The 16757-nt window shown below is 42.3% G+C and carries 22 protein-coding genes and 1 pseudogene; 10 read left to right on the top strand and 13 right to left on the bottom strand.

The genetic code is table 11. The features are described from left to right. Window positions 1-81: 81 nt before the first annotated feature. Window positions 82-1338 (top strand): reverse transcriptase domain-containing protein, encoded by a 1257-nt coding sequence (locus QUB63_RS33115; protein WP_332949627.1) that lies wholly within the window; start codon window positions 82-84, stop codon window positions 1336-1338. A gap of 1225 nt (window positions 1339-2563) precedes the next feature. Then, window positions 2564-2845: a transposase gene (locus QUB63_RS35255; RefSeq protein ID WP_442921885.1), complete on the top strand. Its 282-nt coding sequence runs from the start codon at window positions 2564-2566 to the stop codon at window positions 2843-2845. Window positions 2846-3065: 220 nt separating this feature from the next. Here the strand turns inward: QUB63_RS35255 and QUB63_RS33105 are convergent, their stop codons facing one another. The 7 genes and pseudogenes from QUB63_RS33105 to QUB63_RS35250 all read right to left on the bottom strand — a co-directional run. Next, a complete protein-coding gene (locus QUB63_RS33105; RefSeq protein WP_332949628.1) occupies window positions 3066-3224 on the bottom strand; it encodes a hypothetical protein in 159 nt (52 codons plus the stop codon). A 450-nt stretch (window positions 3225-3674) separates the two neighbouring features. Beyond that, a complete protein-coding gene (locus tag QUB63_RS33100; protein ID WP_332949626.1) occupies window positions 3675-3824 on the bottom strand; it encodes a hypothetical protein in 150 nt (49 codons plus the stop codon). A gap of 499 nt (window positions 3825-4323) precedes the next feature. Further along, window positions 4324-4686 (bottom strand): transposase, encoded by a 363-nt coding sequence (locus tag QUB63_RS33095; RefSeq protein WP_442922323.1) that lies wholly within the window; start codon window positions 4684-4686, stop codon window positions 4324-4326. 14 nt (window positions 4687-4700) lie between these two features. Then, on the bottom strand, window positions 4701-4871 hold the full coding sequence (locus tag QUB63_RS33090; protein WP_332949624.1) for a hypothetical protein: 171 nt from the start codon (window positions 4869-4871) through the stop codon (window positions 4701-4703). A gap of 211 nt (window positions 4872-5082) precedes the next feature. After that, window positions 5083-5370, bottom strand: a complete 288-nt coding sequence (locus QUB63_RS33085) for a hypothetical protein (RefSeq protein WP_332949623.1) — start codon at window positions 5368-5370, stop codon at window positions 5083-5085. A 200-nt stretch (window positions 5371-5570) separates the two neighbouring features. Beyond that, window positions 5571-5837: a hypothetical protein gene (locus QUB63_RS33080; RefSeq protein ID WP_332949622.1), complete on the bottom strand. Its 267-nt coding sequence runs from the start codon at window positions 5835-5837 to the stop codon at window positions 5571-5573. A gap of 567 nt (window positions 5838-6404) precedes the next feature. Beyond that, window positions 6405-7617, bottom strand: a pseudogene (locus QUB63_RS35250) (IS4 family transposase); the annotation flags it as partial. Between the two features lie 309 nt (window positions 7618-7926). Between QUB63_RS35250 and QUB63_RS33065 the strand changes: the two are divergent. Both QUB63_RS33065 and QUB63_RS33060 read left to right on the top strand, forming a co-directional pair. After that, window positions 7927-8115, top strand: coding sequence for a hypothetical protein (locus QUB63_RS33065; RefSeq protein ID WP_332949621.1), 189 nt, complete (start codon window positions 7927-7929; stop codon window positions 8113-8115). 10 nt (window positions 8116-8125) lie between these two features. Beyond that, window positions 8126-8491 (top strand): transposase, encoded by a 366-nt coding sequence (locus QUB63_RS33060; RefSeq protein WP_332949620.1) that lies wholly within the window; start codon window positions 8126-8128, stop codon window positions 8489-8491. Window positions 8492-8599: 108 nt separating this feature from the next. Here the strand turns inward: QUB63_RS33060 and QUB63_RS33055 are convergent, their stop codons facing one another. The 5 genes from QUB63_RS33055 to QUB63_RS33035 all read right to left on the bottom strand — a co-directional run bounded on the left by QUB63_RS33055 (window position 8600) and on the right by QUB63_RS33035 (window position 11563). Continuing rightward, window positions 8600-9427 (bottom strand): ATP-grasp domain-containing protein, encoded by an 828-nt coding sequence (locus QUB63_RS33055; protein ID WP_332949619.1) that lies wholly within the window; start codon window positions 9425-9427, stop codon window positions 8600-8602. Window positions 9428-9768: 341 nt separating this feature from the next. After that, window positions 9769-10209: a DUF4279 domain-containing protein gene (locus tag QUB63_RS33050; protein ID WP_332949618.1), complete on the bottom strand. Its 441-nt coding sequence runs from the start codon at window positions 10207-10209 to the stop codon at window positions 9769-9771. A 23-nt stretch (window positions 10210-10232) separates the two neighbouring features. Next, a complete protein-coding gene (locus QUB63_RS33045; protein WP_332949617.1) occupies window positions 10233-10472 on the bottom strand; it encodes a polymorphic toxin type 33 domain-containing protein in 240 nt (79 codons plus the stop codon). A 62-nt stretch (window positions 10473-10534) separates the two neighbouring features. Then, window positions 10535-11224 (bottom strand): ImmA/IrrE family metallo-endopeptidase, encoded by a 690-nt coding sequence (locus QUB63_RS33040; RefSeq protein ID WP_332949616.1) that lies wholly within the window; start codon window positions 11222-11224, stop codon window positions 10535-10537. Between the two features lie 15 nt (window positions 11225-11239). Further along, the gene (locus QUB63_RS33035; protein WP_332949615.1) at window positions 11240-11563 is read right to left on the bottom strand and encodes a helix-turn-helix domain-containing protein; all 324 of its coding nucleotides are present in this window, start codon (window positions 11561-11563) and stop codon (window positions 11240-11242) included. Between the two features lie 253 nt (window positions 11564-11816). Between QUB63_RS33035 and QUB63_RS33030 the strand changes: the two genes are divergently transcribed. From QUB63_RS33030 to QUB63_RS33005, 6 genes are all read left to right on the top strand, one after another. Next, window positions 11817-12083 (top strand): hypothetical protein, encoded by a 267-nt coding sequence (locus QUB63_RS33030; RefSeq protein WP_332949614.1) that lies wholly within the window; start codon window positions 11817-11819, stop codon window positions 12081-12083. Window positions 12084-12242: 159 nt separating this feature from the next. Beyond that, entirely contained in the window at window positions 12243-12944 is a 702-nt protein-coding gene (locus QUB63_RS33025) for a hypothetical protein (protein ID WP_332949613.1), read from the top strand. A 64-nt stretch (window positions 12945-13008) separates the two neighbouring features. Continuing rightward, entirely contained in the window at window positions 13009-13377 is a 369-nt protein-coding gene (locus QUB63_RS33020; protein ID WP_332949612.1) for a hypothetical protein, read from the top strand. Between the two features lie 57 nt (window positions 13378-13434). Next, the gene (locus tag QUB63_RS33015; protein ID WP_332949611.1) at window positions 13435-14412 is read left to right on the top strand and encodes a hypothetical protein; all 978 of its coding nucleotides are present in this window, start codon (window positions 13435-13437) and stop codon (window positions 14410-14412) included. Window positions 14413-14485: 73 nt separating this feature from the next. Beyond that, window positions 14486-15571, top strand: coding sequence for a hypothetical protein (locus tag QUB63_RS33010; RefSeq protein WP_332949610.1), 1086 nt, complete (start codon window positions 14486-14488; stop codon window positions 15569-15571). 308 nt (window positions 15572-15879) lie between these two features. Then, window positions 15880-16161 carry a YiaA/YiaB family inner membrane protein gene (locus tag QUB63_RS33005; protein WP_332949608.1) on the top strand — a complete coding sequence of 94 codons (282 nt, stop codon included), beginning with the start codon at window positions 15880-15882 and terminating at the stop codon, window positions 16159-16161. Between the two features lie 77 nt (window positions 16162-16238). Here QUB63_RS33005 and QUB63_RS33000 read toward each other — a convergent pair whose 3' ends face one another. After that, a complete protein-coding gene (locus QUB63_RS33000; RefSeq protein ID WP_332949607.1) occupies window positions 16239-16706 on the bottom strand; it encodes a ferredoxin in 468 nt (155 codons plus the stop codon). Between the last annotated feature and the right edge of the window lie 51 nt (window positions 16707-16757).

The following is a 16757-nucleotide window of genomic DNA, read 5'->3' as shown; positions in this document are numbered from 1 at the left end:
TCGCAAGCACGGTTCGGAGGGGGCTAGTCGGAAAAGGAACCTTCTGGAAACCTCGCTGGCTAGCTACCCACTTTTGACCGTATCAATCACAACACTCTTATCAGCAAAATCGGAACATTTCCAACGCTCAGACGCCAGATAAAATCATGGCTCAAAGCAGGAACGCTGGATGGAGAAACCCTATTTTCAACCAATGAAGGTACACCTCAAGGAGGAGTAATCTCGCCACTATTGGCAAACATCGCCTTACATGGTTTGGAAAAGTTAATCACAAAAGCATTTCCGAGAAGGGTGCATTACAAATACGGTAGGGAAAACGGGGTAAAAACCCAAACCTACATGGGGTATACACCCCAAGCGTATGTAGTTAGGTATGCCGACGATTTCGTGGTAATGCACGAAAGTCTTGAGGTTATCCAAAAATGCAAAGACCTGATAAGTGAATGGTTGAAAGAAATGGGGTTAGAGCTAAAAGACACCAAAACAAGAATATGCCACACCTTGAACAAAGTCGATGCAAATAATCCAGGATTCGATTTTCTGGGATTTAACATCCGACAATATGAAGCTGGAAAATATAAGACAGCTCATGACAGGTACGGCAATAAGCTGGGGTTCAAAACTTTTATTACCCCTAGCAAAAAAAAGGTAAAAGAACACTACGATGACATCGCCAGAGTAATCGATACCCACAAAGCAGCATCTGCTGATAGTTTGATTCATCATCTGAATCCAATAATCACAGGATGGGCAAACTATTACTCAGGCGTGGTAAGTTCAAAAACCTTAAATAACCTCGATCATCTGGTGTTCTGGAAGCTAGTAGCATGGTCACATAGGAGACACTCTGATAAATCCAAATCATGGACAAAGAGTAAATACTGGCGGAGAATCGAAGGGACTAATAAATTCGCAAGTTCACAGGATGGAAAAATAAATGCGGTTCTCAAACTGCATAAAGAAACACCCATCGTTAGACACGTAAAAGTCAAAGGCGAAGCAAGTCCATTTGATGGAAACCTAAAATACTGGAGTTCAAGATTAGGCGGAGTACCAGGCGTTCCAAAAGTCATAGCAACATTGCTAAAACAACAAAGGAACAAATGCCCAGAATGTGGGTACTACTTCTGGGAAAGCGACGTATTAGAAGTGCATCACAAAGACAGAAACAGAAGCAACAATAGGTATTCCAATTTGGAATTACTTCACGGACACTGCCACGACAAAACTCATGCAACCAGTACCAATGACAATGGCTGTTTCACTGAGGAGCCGTGTGATGGGAAACTATCACGCACGGTTCTGGAGACGAGTAATCTCGGTGACGGGATTGCTTAGTTTAATCTTGAGTTCGGGACTATGAGCTGGTTGACACAGAGCAATCAAGTTGTCGGGCCCGGAGCAGAGCGCTGGTCACATGAGCTCGGGCCAGGGGAGAGTTGAATCAGCGCGATGTCATCTTGCCTGTTGAGCTGAGAGGGCATCAATAAACTGCTGAAATTTTTCAGTATTCAGTCGATCGTATTCTTGACAAAAATGCCAGCCGCTCAATGGTTCGACCACACCGGGTAGTCCTGCATAGTAAGTGTAATCAAGAGTTTTAGTTAAGAGATGCAACTGGCGTTATACTCATGAATAAAATACGAAATAGCCCCCATATGATTGGATAGTTTTTTAGATAATGAAAGAGTTTTTATTACCGCTAAATATATTTTTCATGGTATTATTAAATATTTCTAGAGAGTTACTTTTGCCAGTATCGTTTCCTACTGCTTTGTGTGTTTTGAAAGGAAAAAATGTTCCACAAGCATTCCCTAAGTCTGTATAACTCACAGCACATTGGCGATAAACTGGTCGCACAAGAATCCCATAATCCGAGCGCACCAGCTTTATCTCTTTTGCCAATATATAGCCTTTCTCAAAAAGATGAGGTATCATATTACTGACTAAACGAGTGAGGGTAAAACATAGAACACAATATAAAATGAACTATAATTACATTGCTGAGTAAAGCCTCACCGGCTTGGACACGCCTCATAGCCTTTGCTTTGACTCATAGCACGCGAGGCTTGACTCAGAACACGTTTACTTGTACAAAATATCATACATTGTTAACAATGAAAACTTATTCTCTTGATTTTCGGCCCAAAATTATTGATAGTTATCATACTGAACCCATCTCACAAAAAGCAATAGCTAAGCATTTTTGTGTAGCTCTGAGATTTGTACAAAAATTGCTTAAACAGTATCGTGAAACCCTTGCATATTGCTCCTCGAACTTACCGATGCGGAGTAAAATGCAAACTGAATGCGGAGCAACTACTCATATTAGCGGAATTGATTGAAGCTTCGGATGATGCAACTCTTGAAGAACTCCGTTATTTACTTTATGGAAAAATTGGCATTTCCCTCAGAGCCGAGCAACAATGGGAAAAATGACAAAACTCTTAAACATGACTTTCCCAAAAAAACTCTCTTCCCTTGAGGCAAAGGCACTAACAGAGTTCAAAACCTGCAATATGAGTTGGGGAAAACAATCCAAAAAATTAGTTTTAAAGACTTAATGTTTATTGATGAATCAGGAGTAAACTTGGCAATGGTTAGGTTATATGCTCGGTATTTAAAAGGTGAAAGAGCTAGGGGCGAGCCACCCACTCAAAGTCGAAAAAATCTCTCAATAATTGGAGCAATGTCAGTCCCTAAAATCTTGATATCGGTTAATTATTTAATAGGGGGAAGAGATGCAATTACATTTGAAGCTTTTATTATCATAAAACTCGTACCCAAACTCTGGAAATGTTATCGTATATTGATGGACACTTGTCCCATTCACCTGGGAGAATAAGTAAAAAAACCAATCGAAAATAAAGGGCAAAATTACTATACTTATCACCTTATTTACGGAATTTTCACCCATTTAAAATCTCCGCTCACAACTTAAATTTATTCTCCGTTCTATCAAGACCACTAATTATCAAAAATTAGGAAAAACCCTAGAGTTGGCGTTCGGCTTCGTTACATCGTCAAATATTTTCAACTGGTTTACACACTGCTGTTATTGTAGCTCATCTGTCGCTGGAAAGGCTATATACTCCTACAATTTCTTTTGTTAATACATCAATGGCTAATCCCTTCCACTGCTTGTTATCCTTGTTGCCAACAAATGACCACATTTCATCACATTGAATTGTTAGCTTCCCTTTCTTTTTTGACTTCACTTCCATTTCTTTTTTTACGGTACCTAACTTTTTATTAAGATAATATTGTTACCACCGTTCCGAAACCCCCGTCGCCGTCGCAATTCCAGCCCGAGATATCTTTTCTTTCTAAAGCCGATCGACTCTCTTGTTGCTTCATCTATCGGCTGGTGTCGGGGAGCCATGACAAATTGTCTTCCACAATCCCCACATTTAAATTTTGGGAGAGCCGGAATGAGTGTGACGATTTTTTAAAATGTATTGAGAGTTGCACTGGGGATAGTTCATGAGTTAAAATTTAAGATAAATTGAACAAGTAAAATTATAACAAATTTTCCTGACTGTGCAGGACTACCCAAACGCCATAATTACTTTCCCTGTTTCGGTTTTGAGTCAAGAGCCGGTCTCGTCTTGACACAAATAACGCAACCTTTGTCCCTTACCTTTCCAAGCGTTGATAGGTCAATAGGGCTCTTGCTATGTTTTTTTAAAACGCCGATCGGCATTGGGTTCTTGCTTGGCGCTCGCTCGGGGTACTTTCAATTTAGCTTTGAGCCGATAGTGTACCCAATTATACACTGTGGGATATGTCAGGTTGAGTTGATAAGTCTGATTCAGCCACTCCACAATCTCCCCATAACTTTTGAATCAGGCGTGGCTGTTGCAATCTTGCTGGCAATCCGGCGAGAGCTTCTGAACTCAAGTGAGGCGATTTTCACTCTTGCACTTTTGACTGCCAACAATTCGGACAATCCTCAAGGAGGATACTTTTGCAGCCACGCCCGTTACCGTTGAACCATCGCATCCGAGACGTTCGGCGAGGGTTTTATGCGCTCGTGATTTGTCCTGTTTCGCAGCCCCCACAACATTTGCAACCGTTCTTTCTGACTGGCGGTGCGGCTATTTTTTAGTTGTTGCTCGCCTTCTTTCTGCACTTTCTGCGATCGCCAGAATCAGTTGGCGTGCCATAACTAATGACCTCTCAACAGTATCTTTATTCTATGCAACTTCATGTAAAATTGGTATAAAGTAGTTAATAAAATTGAGGAGGCGAGTTTTCAAATCACCCTGACTGGTGAAACTTCCTCTTATTAGTAAATTGCGCACCAAAATGCTGAACCAAATCTCAAGCCAGATTAAGCCACGAAGAATGTTTTGGTGTGTAATGGAAAACAATTTGATGTGTTGGGTCACTTAAAAAAGCAGCGCGGGATTTCATGGATTTGAGTAGGCCGCTTGGACCCTTAATACCGAGGTCGATATCCAAGCCTTCTTTTTCTGCGACCAAACTCACCAGTGATTCAGATTGGTGAGTATTCAGACAATCCATAATCGGATGCCATTTTTGGGCAGGGGGGTTAGTTTCAATGATTTGACGAATATTGAGAACGAAATCGGATTCTGTTCGATAATTTCCACAATTTGGCTCGATAATCTTACCCCTAGCAATATCGAAATTGGCTATCAACGTCTGGGGACCATGACGAATATATTCAAACTCTCTTATTTCAACTTTACTACGGTAAGCATTGGTAGATATTTTTCGAGACGCTCAGTAGCTTGAATCCCTGTCATTTCATCCACCGATATTGTGCGATCTCCGTTTTGAACGCGTTCAATCGCAGTAAGATATAAGCCTGTAATATCTTTAACTTTTGCAAATTCTTCATCCACAGGGGGGGGTTAACCAGTAGCGCGAGGCGTGTGGTTTAAGTTCTGCTTCTTCTAATAATCTTCCAACATGGCGGACGGATATACTTTCAATAATGCCTTGTTTCATGATTTCCGAAGCCAGTTCTCGCTTAGGTTCAGTGACTTATTGGTCGTCCGTAGTCGGACGGTGGGGAACACAAAGAGTGCAAACAACTCGGTTACTTGTTCCATGCTAAATTTTACTGGTGCGCCCACACGCTGTCGATATTGTAATCTTTGAAAAATCGATAAATCTTTTGGGTCGCTCTCCAACCATCGGTTTCGCCCCTTCACGAGCCATCTGCCGATCGATCTCTAAGCTTCGGGCTATTTCACGATGGTTTTGACCATCAGATGCCATGAGAATTATTTTGGCTCGTAGCACGATCTGTTGTGGCGTGTTGTGTCTCTCGATCAATTGCTGAAGTTGATGACGCTGGCCATCACTTAAATTTAATATTTTAGGAATTAATCTAGCCACATCTGACTCGTTGATACCCCGCCGAAACGGGCTTAACTATATTATACCACTAATATAGTCTGTTTATTTGCGCCGACCTATACTAGGGGGTCGGTTCAGTAAAAAGAGTTGACAAAAAAGGAGAGTGTATGTAGTTAGCTTGTCAACAAATTCTACTCTGCACCGAGTTCAGGAGAGCAGAACCTTACCCATTCGAGCAATTACATGAAGGTGATGGACAACAGCCACTGGGCCCAGAGAAAAGAGATTTTTACGCAGTCCAATATAACGGGCACGGTTCCCCTCTGCCAATGACCAATATGAGCCAGAGCCTGTTCAACTGTAGTGCGTTGTCTGAGTCGATCGCGACCAATAGCAGTGGATTGACGTGCGCGTAACTCTTGGATTAACGATTCATAGCAGATGAATCGATAAACTCCGTCGTTTTTGACTGTTAGTGCAGCTTTCTCTCTTTGGACAAATTGCACATTCATTCTGAGGAAAATGAACAACTTTTCCTGGTTCAAAGGGGATACTTACCTGCGGACGGGCAGCTAATTAAATGATTATCCCAATCAAAAACAAAAGCATTTTTATCAAAACGGCGAAAATTTATGACCGGCCACGCCTTACAAAATATCTTTAAGTTTTCAGAGCGCGAGCGTGACCCAGTGACTGGATAAGTAAGCGGGCGTCAATGTGTAACTCAGATAGCTGAGTATTTGCTAATTTTAAGTCTTTTGAAATGTCAACTGTAGCAGCAGATTCAGGAGTATTCGCCCAGGGAAAACGCCACAGCCAGAACTACAGCTATATCTAAATCTTTGAGGACGTGGCGTTTATATCCATTTATTTTCTGATAGTGGCTTTTGGGTCCATGTCGCAGATCGGGGTCTTCAATAGAAATGCGCCGGTATGCAAGCCACTTCTTTGGCAGTCGTAACGAGTTAAGCTAAAAGCACTGTTGTCAATGAGTAAGATTACTCATTTTATCTTGGTATCAAATTAGAATATGGCTCCTGCGGGTTGAAAAAAAATTGTTCGGGACTTCGTTAAATTTCAGGAAAAGGGGAAACAATCAGCCTGACGTGAGGTTTTCGCGATCGCTTAATAATTCCTAAATCTCGATTTTTGGGGTCAACAAAATACTTTACTAGGTCAGAAGCTAATCCTTTTTGATAGACCAGAGAAAAATGATACATACCCCGATAAATCATTTTTAAGGAAATGCGTTCAAGCGGTCTTCCTAATTCTGAAGCAATAGTATCTCCTAAACCTACTAAAATTGCATAGAATATCCAAGGACCCCAGATTTGTAGCTTGATTGCATTTAATGAGCCTGTCCATAAATAACTTAAATTTAGTAAGGCTTATAGTACACACAACGCATCTTCACTAGCCCCAGCTATTTGAGAGAATTATGCTACTACATAGGCTGGTAAAATCTCATATTTTCGGAACATTTTTTAGATAAAAACGCCCGGATATTTAAGCATTTATTTACTATTGTTAGGGGATAGTTGGAGTTTTTTTTGTGACTGCACTATCTTATTTGTTGGGTTTTTAATCACAAAAATCGATCGAAATTCGTTGTAGTTTACAATATACACCGTTCTTTATTCCTGATCGTAATAAAAGCAATATATTGTTTAATTAATTTCTGCCAAAATGCGAAGTTATAGAAGCCTCTATCCAATAATAGTATGGTGTTTGGCTTGACTATTTTCAGTAAATTTTCCTCGAACATGAGTGTCTGCTTGTTTAGGATTTGTCCACAACCAAATTTCTTCGGGAAGATGAGTCACTAAATCTATGATTCCCATTTTTCCGGCTAATTGACAACCATGGTACATCTGATTAAATTTTTAATTTACGAAATAATGCTTCTAATGTTGAGCCATCGGCTATCCATATATTTTCAAAATTTATTAAAGCAAATTGTACACTTTCAGGTAAGGGCCTTGATTTTATGGCCAACCATGAAGTGCGAAAATGAGGCAGTAATTGTTTGAAAAATTTTTCAAATAAAATTACGGGAAAGGTGAGAAATCTCTGCGATAATGCTTGTTGAGTATGCGATAATGCTTGTTGAGTAATTTCTTGCAGTTGACACCATAAAAATCTCTCTCTCTTTAATAATCTGGTTAATTCTGTTACTCCTGCTACGTCTCGCCATAATAAAGTTAATAGGAATGCCATCATTAATGGTAGGGTGATAATCCTATCTCTTAGATTAAGTTGGCGAGAAAAAGTTTTTTGAGCAGCCATCGCTGGAATTAATAGAGTTTCGAGGTGGCTGGCTATCACTGCATTTTCCACTCTTAGACGATTTTTCTTCGCTTGCTGCGTCTCGGTTGAGCCTTTTTGTGCTACTCATTACTGATTCAATGGGCTAGACTGCTTTGCCGATCAATGTTTCAGCCTATTTTACCTTTCTTTTGCATACCCCAAGAGACAATTTGCACTTTTTCTTAACTTGTCACGAATGGGCAAAGATTGCTAAAAACTCGGCCAAAAAGCCTAACTGCACATTATGAAATGAGAGTGCTAGGGGATAGCGCATTTGGCAGTAGAGAAATGGTCAAATGGGTCAAAAAACAACCACGTACAAGTGGTATTTTTGGCATGAGGAGCGCTCGGAGGTCGGATGATGGGCGGCGCGTCAGCCAAGGACTGCAAAGGGGTCAGCAAGTAGTGCTGCAAGGATTAAACTTTCCAGTCACCCTATCTTGGTATTGGCTTGAGCGGGATGATGGCAGCCCTTGAAACACGCTTTGTGATTTCTACAAAACCTCGAACTGCTGTCTACATAATTCTGTTAGGTAGAAGGCGTTGGCAGATTGAAGGATTTTTGAAAGTTGTGAAGCATCGCTTTGGCTTACATCCGTTTGGTCAAAGCACTTTATTGGGGGTTTATCGGTGGTTAGTATTATCTTTCATTGCCTACTTTCTCGCCGAATGCGCATATGTAGCAGTGGGGAAAACTACCTTACCAGATTGGGCAGCTTCGGCGCAATTAGCGAGAGAAACTTTGTTGCTATCTCGGGTGTTTGTGGGGCTATTGATTAATATCAACCGTAGCCAGAGTTTAGCTCGTCAGCAAGGTTTTGACATCACCGTAAATGGCTGGCAGTATGGCTAGTTGAGAATGGTGCAAGATTTCAGGTTTTATAGATATCAGGTAGGGAAACGGCACTGCCGTGTCCTCTATTTCATGCGATCGCAAACCGCTTAATTTAAGTTAAACGCATCATTTCCAGCTTTCTAGGATGTCTTTAAACATCTTTACAGCAATCTGGCGATGATTATCTCTCACAAAAATCTCAAAATTAGGACTTGAATTAATTTCAATTAACCAATATTCCCCATTGCGATCTATCGCTATATCAAACCCGCCGTAATTAATCGTAATCTCTTCAAAAACAGGGCGAACAAATTTTTCGATTTCCGAGATCGTCTCTGAGTCGGTAATATGCTTGGCTTTTGCACCCTCCCAGTGCAGCGGGCTTAAATTACCCGCAAATTTAGCCTCTGATTTATCTTTTTCATATAGCAAAACAAGTTTATGATTGAAGAAAACCGCCCGATATTCGTGTTGGATATCAATGTATTCTTGAGCTAGGCAAACATAGTCATAATTTTTGCTGTTGATATTAAATACAGTTTCTATCGCTGCTTTGATTTGTTCCTTCGTTTCACAAAGCAATACGTTGTTTCCAGCCGAACCGCGATTTCTTTTCACAATCACGGGTAGGGAAAATTTTTGGCTCACCTCGGCTGCAATTTCTTCGCAATCTTTAAATACCAAATATTTGTGATACTTTTCCTCGCAGAAAGGCGAGAGAAATCCTAGAGTTTGAGGGGTTTTAATTTGACCTTTCAGCAAGTGATAGGTATATTCTTTGTCTTTAAATATGTGTACGATTTGCTCGTTGTTAAACGGCATACTGAAATTAACAAAGTAATAGTCTTTACCGTTCAGTTTGATTCTAATTAAGTTTTGGTTGGGCGCGAGGATTTCATAACTGATATTTAACTCTTGACAAGCTTCGAGAATCAGACTGATATTTGTCTGCATAATTTGCACAGTATATTTGTTTATGACTTGCGCGCGCTGACTTATAAAACCCGGTTTCTTTGTCTATTTCTCGTCACTCAACGCAAAACTCGTAGAAACCGGGTTTCTTCGTCTATTTCTCGTTACTCAACGTAAAAATCGTAGAAACCAGGTTTCTAGCCACCATGCGTAATTCATGATTTTTTTCATTCATACTGTACCACAGTAGGAAGCAAGGAGCCCAGAAGGGCGATCGCCTTATTTACTTTAGGACTCACGCACGGGTGGTCAGAAACCGGGTTTTTTACTAAAATTATTCGTTTTAACCCACAGATTAGGTAAAAAACCCGGTTTCTTTGGTCTTAAGTAAGTCCTGTACTTACTACTGTGTCAGATGCACTTTCTTCTGGCAAGACATAAAAATCCACATCAATTGCCGCATTCAATTGATGTACCTTTTCAACAATATATTTATCAAAATGAATCGCTGGGATGCTGCCACTTCTGTAATAAATGACGCAAGAAATCTCGGCTTTACAATGCTTACACAACTCTACCAAAGATAGCCATCCCGGTTGAAGTTGTTCCATCACAGATTTAATTTGAGATTCTAAGTCGTCCGACTTGCTAAGTTGAGAATCTACTCTCCAGCCATTGTACTTTTTGCGGATAGTAGCCTTTGAGTGAATTAAGTCGCCAATTTTCCAAGTTTTACTTGGTTTTATGCCGACTTTTTCTGTTACCTCTTCTGGAGATAAGTCAGTTCCAATTAAGGCAAAATAAGCGTAAATCTCTGATTCCATCCTCAGACTCCTGTTTAATATGATTAGAAATCATGAATGTTTAGATCTGTTGGTTCGCCCGGACTCATACCGCCTTTAGGTTTGACATATATGTTTCCATCTCTGTCTTTGTAAAGGTCTTTCTTAGAAGCATTTTCTTCATTTTTGATTTCGTGGATGTCAATTCCTGCTATTTTCAATCTCTCAACCTCCTGCTGGGTAAGCAGCTTGTCTTGTCTCCAGTTTCTTTCTTCTTCACTATTCCCTGATATTATTTCCGCCATTCCTTACACCACAAAAAGCTGAGATTCGAGAATCTCTCTCAAACCTCAAATTCTATCAAATTCTATCCAAATAACCGCTGCTGCCCGTTTGCCACATCTTTCCCGGCATAAATCTCGCGCGTTCCCTTGGGGATGTAAATCCAGCCAAACTCTTGCAAGCGGTTTGTCAAATTGGAAATGCTCACTCCCAATTCATCTCTCATTTTGTATAAATGCGACCACTTTGTTAAATCGCGCCCCTGTCTTTTTTCCTCCAAAATACATCGAGGCATCAACAAACAGCTTGCAAAATATTGCGCTTGCCATTCGATCGACAAAACCTTATTATCGGCACCCGCACCCCGACAAACAAACGGTTCCTCGACATCCTGGGCGGTTTTTCCTCGATCGCCCAAGTTGAGTTCCAACTGTTCCACAGTCCCGTCTGCTTCGTCTTGATTGACGTGCAGCACCCAGTGCCCGATTTCGTGCGCGATCGTCGATTCGATGAACCCCGGCGGTTTTTCGAGAATCAATTCGTTGATTTCGATTAACCGCTGCTGGGGCAGAATCCTCGCCGCGATCGCACCTTCGGAGTCCGGCTCTATGCAGTCCCAGACTACGCCCAAGTCCAGAAAATCAGCAACGGTTGTCGCATCAATTGGCCATCTCGGAGCAAAATTTTGCGTTTTCTGCATCTGCATTAAGATGTCATTTGCCAAACGCTCGATCGATTCTTTGGGATAGAAGCAATACGGTTTAAAGATACTCACTTTGAGGGCCCTCTCTTACGGTTGCAAAGAATTTTTCAGCCATTCGGGATTTTCTTGCATCCGGCGGAAAAGAGCCTGCATTTCCTTCGGATTCTGCTTCAGCAGCGCTTCGTACTGCTGTGGCAGTCTCCCCGCCAGAAAAATCAATTCCTCTTCGTTGATGTCTAGATTCCGCGCTAATGCTCGGATTACGTCCTCTTTTGGCGCATAATCCGCTCGATCGTTCTCCAACTTCGACAAATAAGTAAAATCCACACTTAACATACCAGCTAGCTCACGTTGTGAGTAAGCTTTGTCCTTGCGAGCTTGACGGATCAGTCTTCCAAATGTTTGTTCCACGGTTTTTCGCCTCCTGACAAGCATTCTAGCCTGTTTTGATGAAAAGTTCAACAAATACTTGACGGGAAAATCAACACACGTTAGTATGAATTTAGTTGACGGTTTAGTCAACGAGTTTAACCGCAGTGGTATGGTTGAGGGTGCAACTTATCCCAGCCAAAACACTACATATAGCGCCATTAACTTTAGAGGAGCGATCGGCGCTGGGCGTCAAAACGCTTGTACGCAGCAAATAAGGAGGAACAGATAGCAAATGCTGAGAACCTGGACAGATACGCATTACAAGCTCGAAGACGATGACTGGCTATACATCGCCACCCACGAAGAACAAAGCTCGGCCTCACTGGTTTGTCCGGGCTACGCGCGGGATGGCGAAGGCTTCAGCATCCACTTCACCCCAGCGCACTTAGAAACGTTAGAGCACTTGCTCGCCGCGCTGCGGATTATGAAAGCTCAACAAGAGGCGATGCTTGAGTACACATATCCAGAACCAAAAGCGACAACACATCTCATTCGGTAATCGAAGGAAGAAGGAAGAAGGAAGATGGAAGTCGGAAGAAGGAAGAGGAAAGAGGGAAGAGAAATAATTAGATTTTTGTGACTTACCCATTACCAATTCCCCATTACCAATTACCCATTACCAATTACCAGCAAATCAAGAACCCAGGAAAAATGAACCATGACTAAAACACAAGAAAGACCTACATTTTCAGTATTTGGCGCTAAACCGAGCAATGCTTTGTTAGTACCAGAAATCCCGATCGCCGTTCGCAACAATTGCCAAAGCGGCCAGTGGGCGATCGGCGATACAGATTACGGTTCCAAGTGTTCGATCACAATCCTCAAATTTGCAAAATTTTTCGGTTCCCTCGGTCAAACTTCCCACACACTTTGGGGTCAACTCTGGTTCGTCGCAGAAACAGGCGAACTCCCCCAAGGAGTTGTGATGGTGACGTACATCAAAAACCGCAGCTTGAACGATTTTAACCGTTTAGTCGCATCAGTTCAATCCCGCGGCGTAGAGCCTGCAACCGGGATTTTTATTCCCGAATTTGTCAAGCATTCTGGCCAAAAACCCGACGATAGCGGAGTAGTAAAACCGATCAATTACTACAGTTTAAAATGGTCGTGGATGGAGCGGAAAGACTGGGGAGTTATCGATCAAGCAGCAGCAGTTTTGTCCGATCCGAGCAATCAATCGCGGATGATTGACTTGGAAGGAACCAGGGCTATGATCTGTTTAGATAACCTGCCGGCGCCACAAGTTGCGTCCTTGATGGCCGCTCACGCCAACGGTGAAAGCGATGCTATTGCTTTGAATTCCAACGGCGGTATGTCGCTGCCATCAGCCGAAGACAGAGCGACTGCTGACTTGTTCTAATTTTGTGGTGGAAAAGGCGCGATTAGATCGCGCCTTTTTCGTAACTGTGACAGCGAAGAGTAAAATGAAGAAATTAACGAAAATTAAAACCAAACCAAACTTGCAAGAAAGCCGTTTGCGAGAAAATTGCGAGCTACTAGACCAAATTAGGGCAGATACAGTTAACGACATAGCAAGTCTCACTGAAGACTTCCAGCACATGACAGTAGTTGCCGAATCTATCCGGCGAAATTACCAAGCTTTGCTCTCGGAAAATCAACTGCTTAAAGACACACTTGTAAGTATAGTTTACGATTGCGAGTGCTGGCAAACCAATCGGTGCGGCCGCTGTAAAAAAATTCTCAAATCTCTAGAGAGCAATCATCCAGACTTCCCACCAAATGCAGCCAGAAAATACCGAGCTATTCTCAGCCAACTCCGGAACTTAGGATAGCTCAACACGTCTTAGTAACAAGGTCTCAAAAAGTTAAAATCAGGAGCAAAAAGCATTATGACACTAGCAACTGCCAAAGATAGCAAAGCCCAAATTTTGCAAAGCTTTCAGCAGATTTTAGCAGAGAAGAAAAAGATTGAATCAAAAGTTGAAACTAAAGAACAGTCAGCCGAAAAAGCTAAAAAGAAACAACTCCTCGAAGTCGCCTCTACCTACACAATTGACAGCATTGTCAAAGGCTTGGCCGACTTGCAATTAGATTTCGGCAGCATCACCAGCGGACTTTCCGAAAAACTGAAGGCGGAATCTGCAAAATTAGACGAATTAAAACGGGCGATCGAAATTGAAGCCGAACAATTGCAAGAGTTGCAGCAAATCCGAGTCGTAGCAGATGCCCTCCACATCTTAACTCAAGAGCACCAAGAAAAATTGACTGTACTAGAACAAAATGCTGCCAACCAGCGCGAAATTATCGAAAAAGACACGACCCAAAAACGCAAAATTTGGGGGAAAGAACAGCAAGAGTTTGACACCGTAGTTGCAGAAAAAACTGCACTCACAACCAAACAGCGCCAGCAGGAAGCCGCAGATTATCAATACGAATTGCAGCGCGATCGCCAAATCGAAACCGACGAATACCAAGAAACGAAGCGCAAACTAGAACGGCAATTGCAAGAATCTACTCGCGAAAAAGATAAAAACTGGGCAGAAAGAGAAAAAGCCCTCAGCGACAATCAAGCGGAGTTTGAAGAGAATCAAAGGAAAGCCGCCGGCTTTGAAGAAGAACTCAAACAGGCTTATGTTAAAGCCAAAGAAGAAGCAATTCAAGAAGTTTCCCGCGAAGCTAAAGTTAAGGCTGATTTAGCGGATAAAGAATGGGAAGGAACCAAGCAGGGATATGAGTTGAAAGTGCAATCTTTACAGCAGACAATGCAGCGCCAAACCGAACAAATTGCCGAAATTTCCGCGCAACTGCAAGCCACGATGAAGCAAGCGCAAGATTTGGCAATGAAAGCTTTTGCGAGCAAAGCTTAAAACCCCGTTCGATCGTTCGGACTAAAGTCCGAACGATCGAACCTAATTCACAAGTATTAACAAATGAAAAGCCATGAACAAAAAACTTACCGACAAAAGCACTAAGGCTGAAATCTTAGAAGCGTACAAGGAAGCAGCGCAAGAAAAAGCTGCGTTAGAATTGCAAATCAAACAGCTAAATGCTTCTCCAAAGCAACCACCAGCACCAGCACCAGAAAAACCTATTGTGGAGGCAAAAAAACCAATGGCTTTAACTCAAACTCAACAAAAAATGCAGTCCACTATCGATAATTTGATTTTGCTGCAATTTGGCTTTGGTGGTGCTGTCAGCGAGTTGTCGGAAAAATTAACTTCGGAAGCTGCTAAACTGGAAGAGTTGCGGCGCACTGTGGGCGAGGAAATTCAACAACTGCAAGAGTTGCACAGTTTAGAAGATGTTGCGGAAGATACGCTGGATAATTTAATTCAGCAGTACGAAGAAAGTGCGAAAACTTTTACTAACGAACTCAGCGAACAGCGCGATACTGTTGAACAGGAATTGCTGGAACAGCGTCTAGCTTGGGAAAAAGAGCAGGAGTTGCAAAAGTTGGCTGTTAAAGAACGCAATGAGAATCAGCAAAAAGCTGGCGCTCGGGATGAAGAGTTGTATAATTATGATTTGAATCTTCAGCGAAATCTGGATATCGAAGATTACGAACAGCGCCAGCAAAGGCTGTATCAAGAAATTGAAGAGTTTCGCCAGGAACAGGAGAAACAGTGGGCGGAACGCGAAAAATCTATTTCGGAACGGGAAAAACTATCTGCGGAAGTTAAAGCTAAGGTAGAAGCTTTCCCTAAAGAACTGGAAGCTAATATCAAGAACGGGAAAGATAACGGTCGCAATATTGGCAATTATCAAGCTAAAGTTAAGGCTGATTTGTTTGCTAAAGATATCGAAGGACAAAAGCAAAATTATGAGCTGCAAATTCAAGGGATGTTGCAGACCATTCAAAATCAAGATGCGCGGATTGCTAGTTTGTCGAAGCAGCTTGATTCTGCTTTGAAACAGGTGCAAGATTTGGCGGTGAAGGCGATTGAAGGTGCGTCGAATTTGAGTTCTTTTCAAGCTGTGAGGGAAATTGCGATCGAACAAGCGAAGACTCAGCAGAAAAATAAGTAGTCCGCAGTTGTTCGAGTTGTTGTAGGGTGCGCGCGGCGCACCTTACACCAGGCCCTCGGGGTGCTTGTGGGCGCACCTTACCTTATTTTGAGGAAAAAGTAGCTTTCTTTAGTGGAGTTTGCAAAGTGTCCACTCCCACCCAGTCTTCGTTGAGCCTCAAACCCTATCTAAAGCGTTCTAGTTTTTAGTAAAAAGCCCGATCGCCCTGTTCACTTATAGAAACTGTCCCTTGCTCTCCTGAGCGCTTCACTCACGCTATTTATTCTTTAAGTTAATCAACCAAAAGATATATTTGACTTAGAGGCACTATGCAGAAACAAATCATACGTCAAAAAGATACTAATGCTTGGATACTTCAGTGCTGGGTTTCTTTTATTGTTGCCATTTCCGCAACTACTGTAGGTGTCATTTATTTACAGGTAGATCCCTGGCAAAAAGCTTTTATGGGCATGGGTCTAACTTTTTCGGTCGGCTCGTCTTTTACTTTAGCAAAAACCATTCGCGATAACAACGAGGCAACAACCTTAACTGCCAGAATCGACGAAGCCAGAGTTGAGAAAATTCTCGCGGAACACCATCCTCTCAAATAAATCTAATTATACAGTGTATATAAAAACAGCCCGGGCGGGCTGTTTTTTGTTGAGCTTGAGGTGAAAGCCTGCGGATTTTAATGACTGCTTTTGAACTTTCGATCGCCCTTACTCTTTTGCCGCTGGCGAACACCGGCCCGAATCGTCGCATACTCCACCGGAAAGCCAACGACAGGAATCACCTGATCCTTGCGTTCTTCTTCCAGATTCTTGAGTTCGGTGTAGTCAACCCAGTGAATGCAATTCACCGGACAAGTGTCGATCGCCTCCGCAATCAACTCTTCAGAATCCCCGTCTTGTCGGACTACGCGCGATCGCCCGTAATCCGGTTCAATGTAGAAAGTATTGCGAGCAACATGAGCGCAGTGCTTGCAGCCAATGCAGGTAATCTCGTCAACATAGACGCCTTTTTGGCGCAAGACGCCGCCCAACTCCGGTTCTAAACCAGTGCGATCGGGCGCATCCCGCAAAAATCCTCCCAACTCCGGCTCTAAACCAGAGCGATCGATTGCTGTATCTATTCCGAGTCCAGAAAGCTCAGACATTTAGATCCCTCACAATAATAAATAAGTCCGCCGGGGCGGACTTGAATGAGA

This window comes from Microcoleus sp. ARI1-B5, from assembly GCF_036705795.1.
In the GTDB taxonomy this organism is placed as follows: Bacteria; Cyanobacteriota; Cyanobacteriia; order Cyanobacteriales; family Microcoleaceae; genus Microcoleus.
Note: the sequence above shows the minus strand (reverse complement) of the source record. Positions and strands in the feature narration are given on the sequence as shown.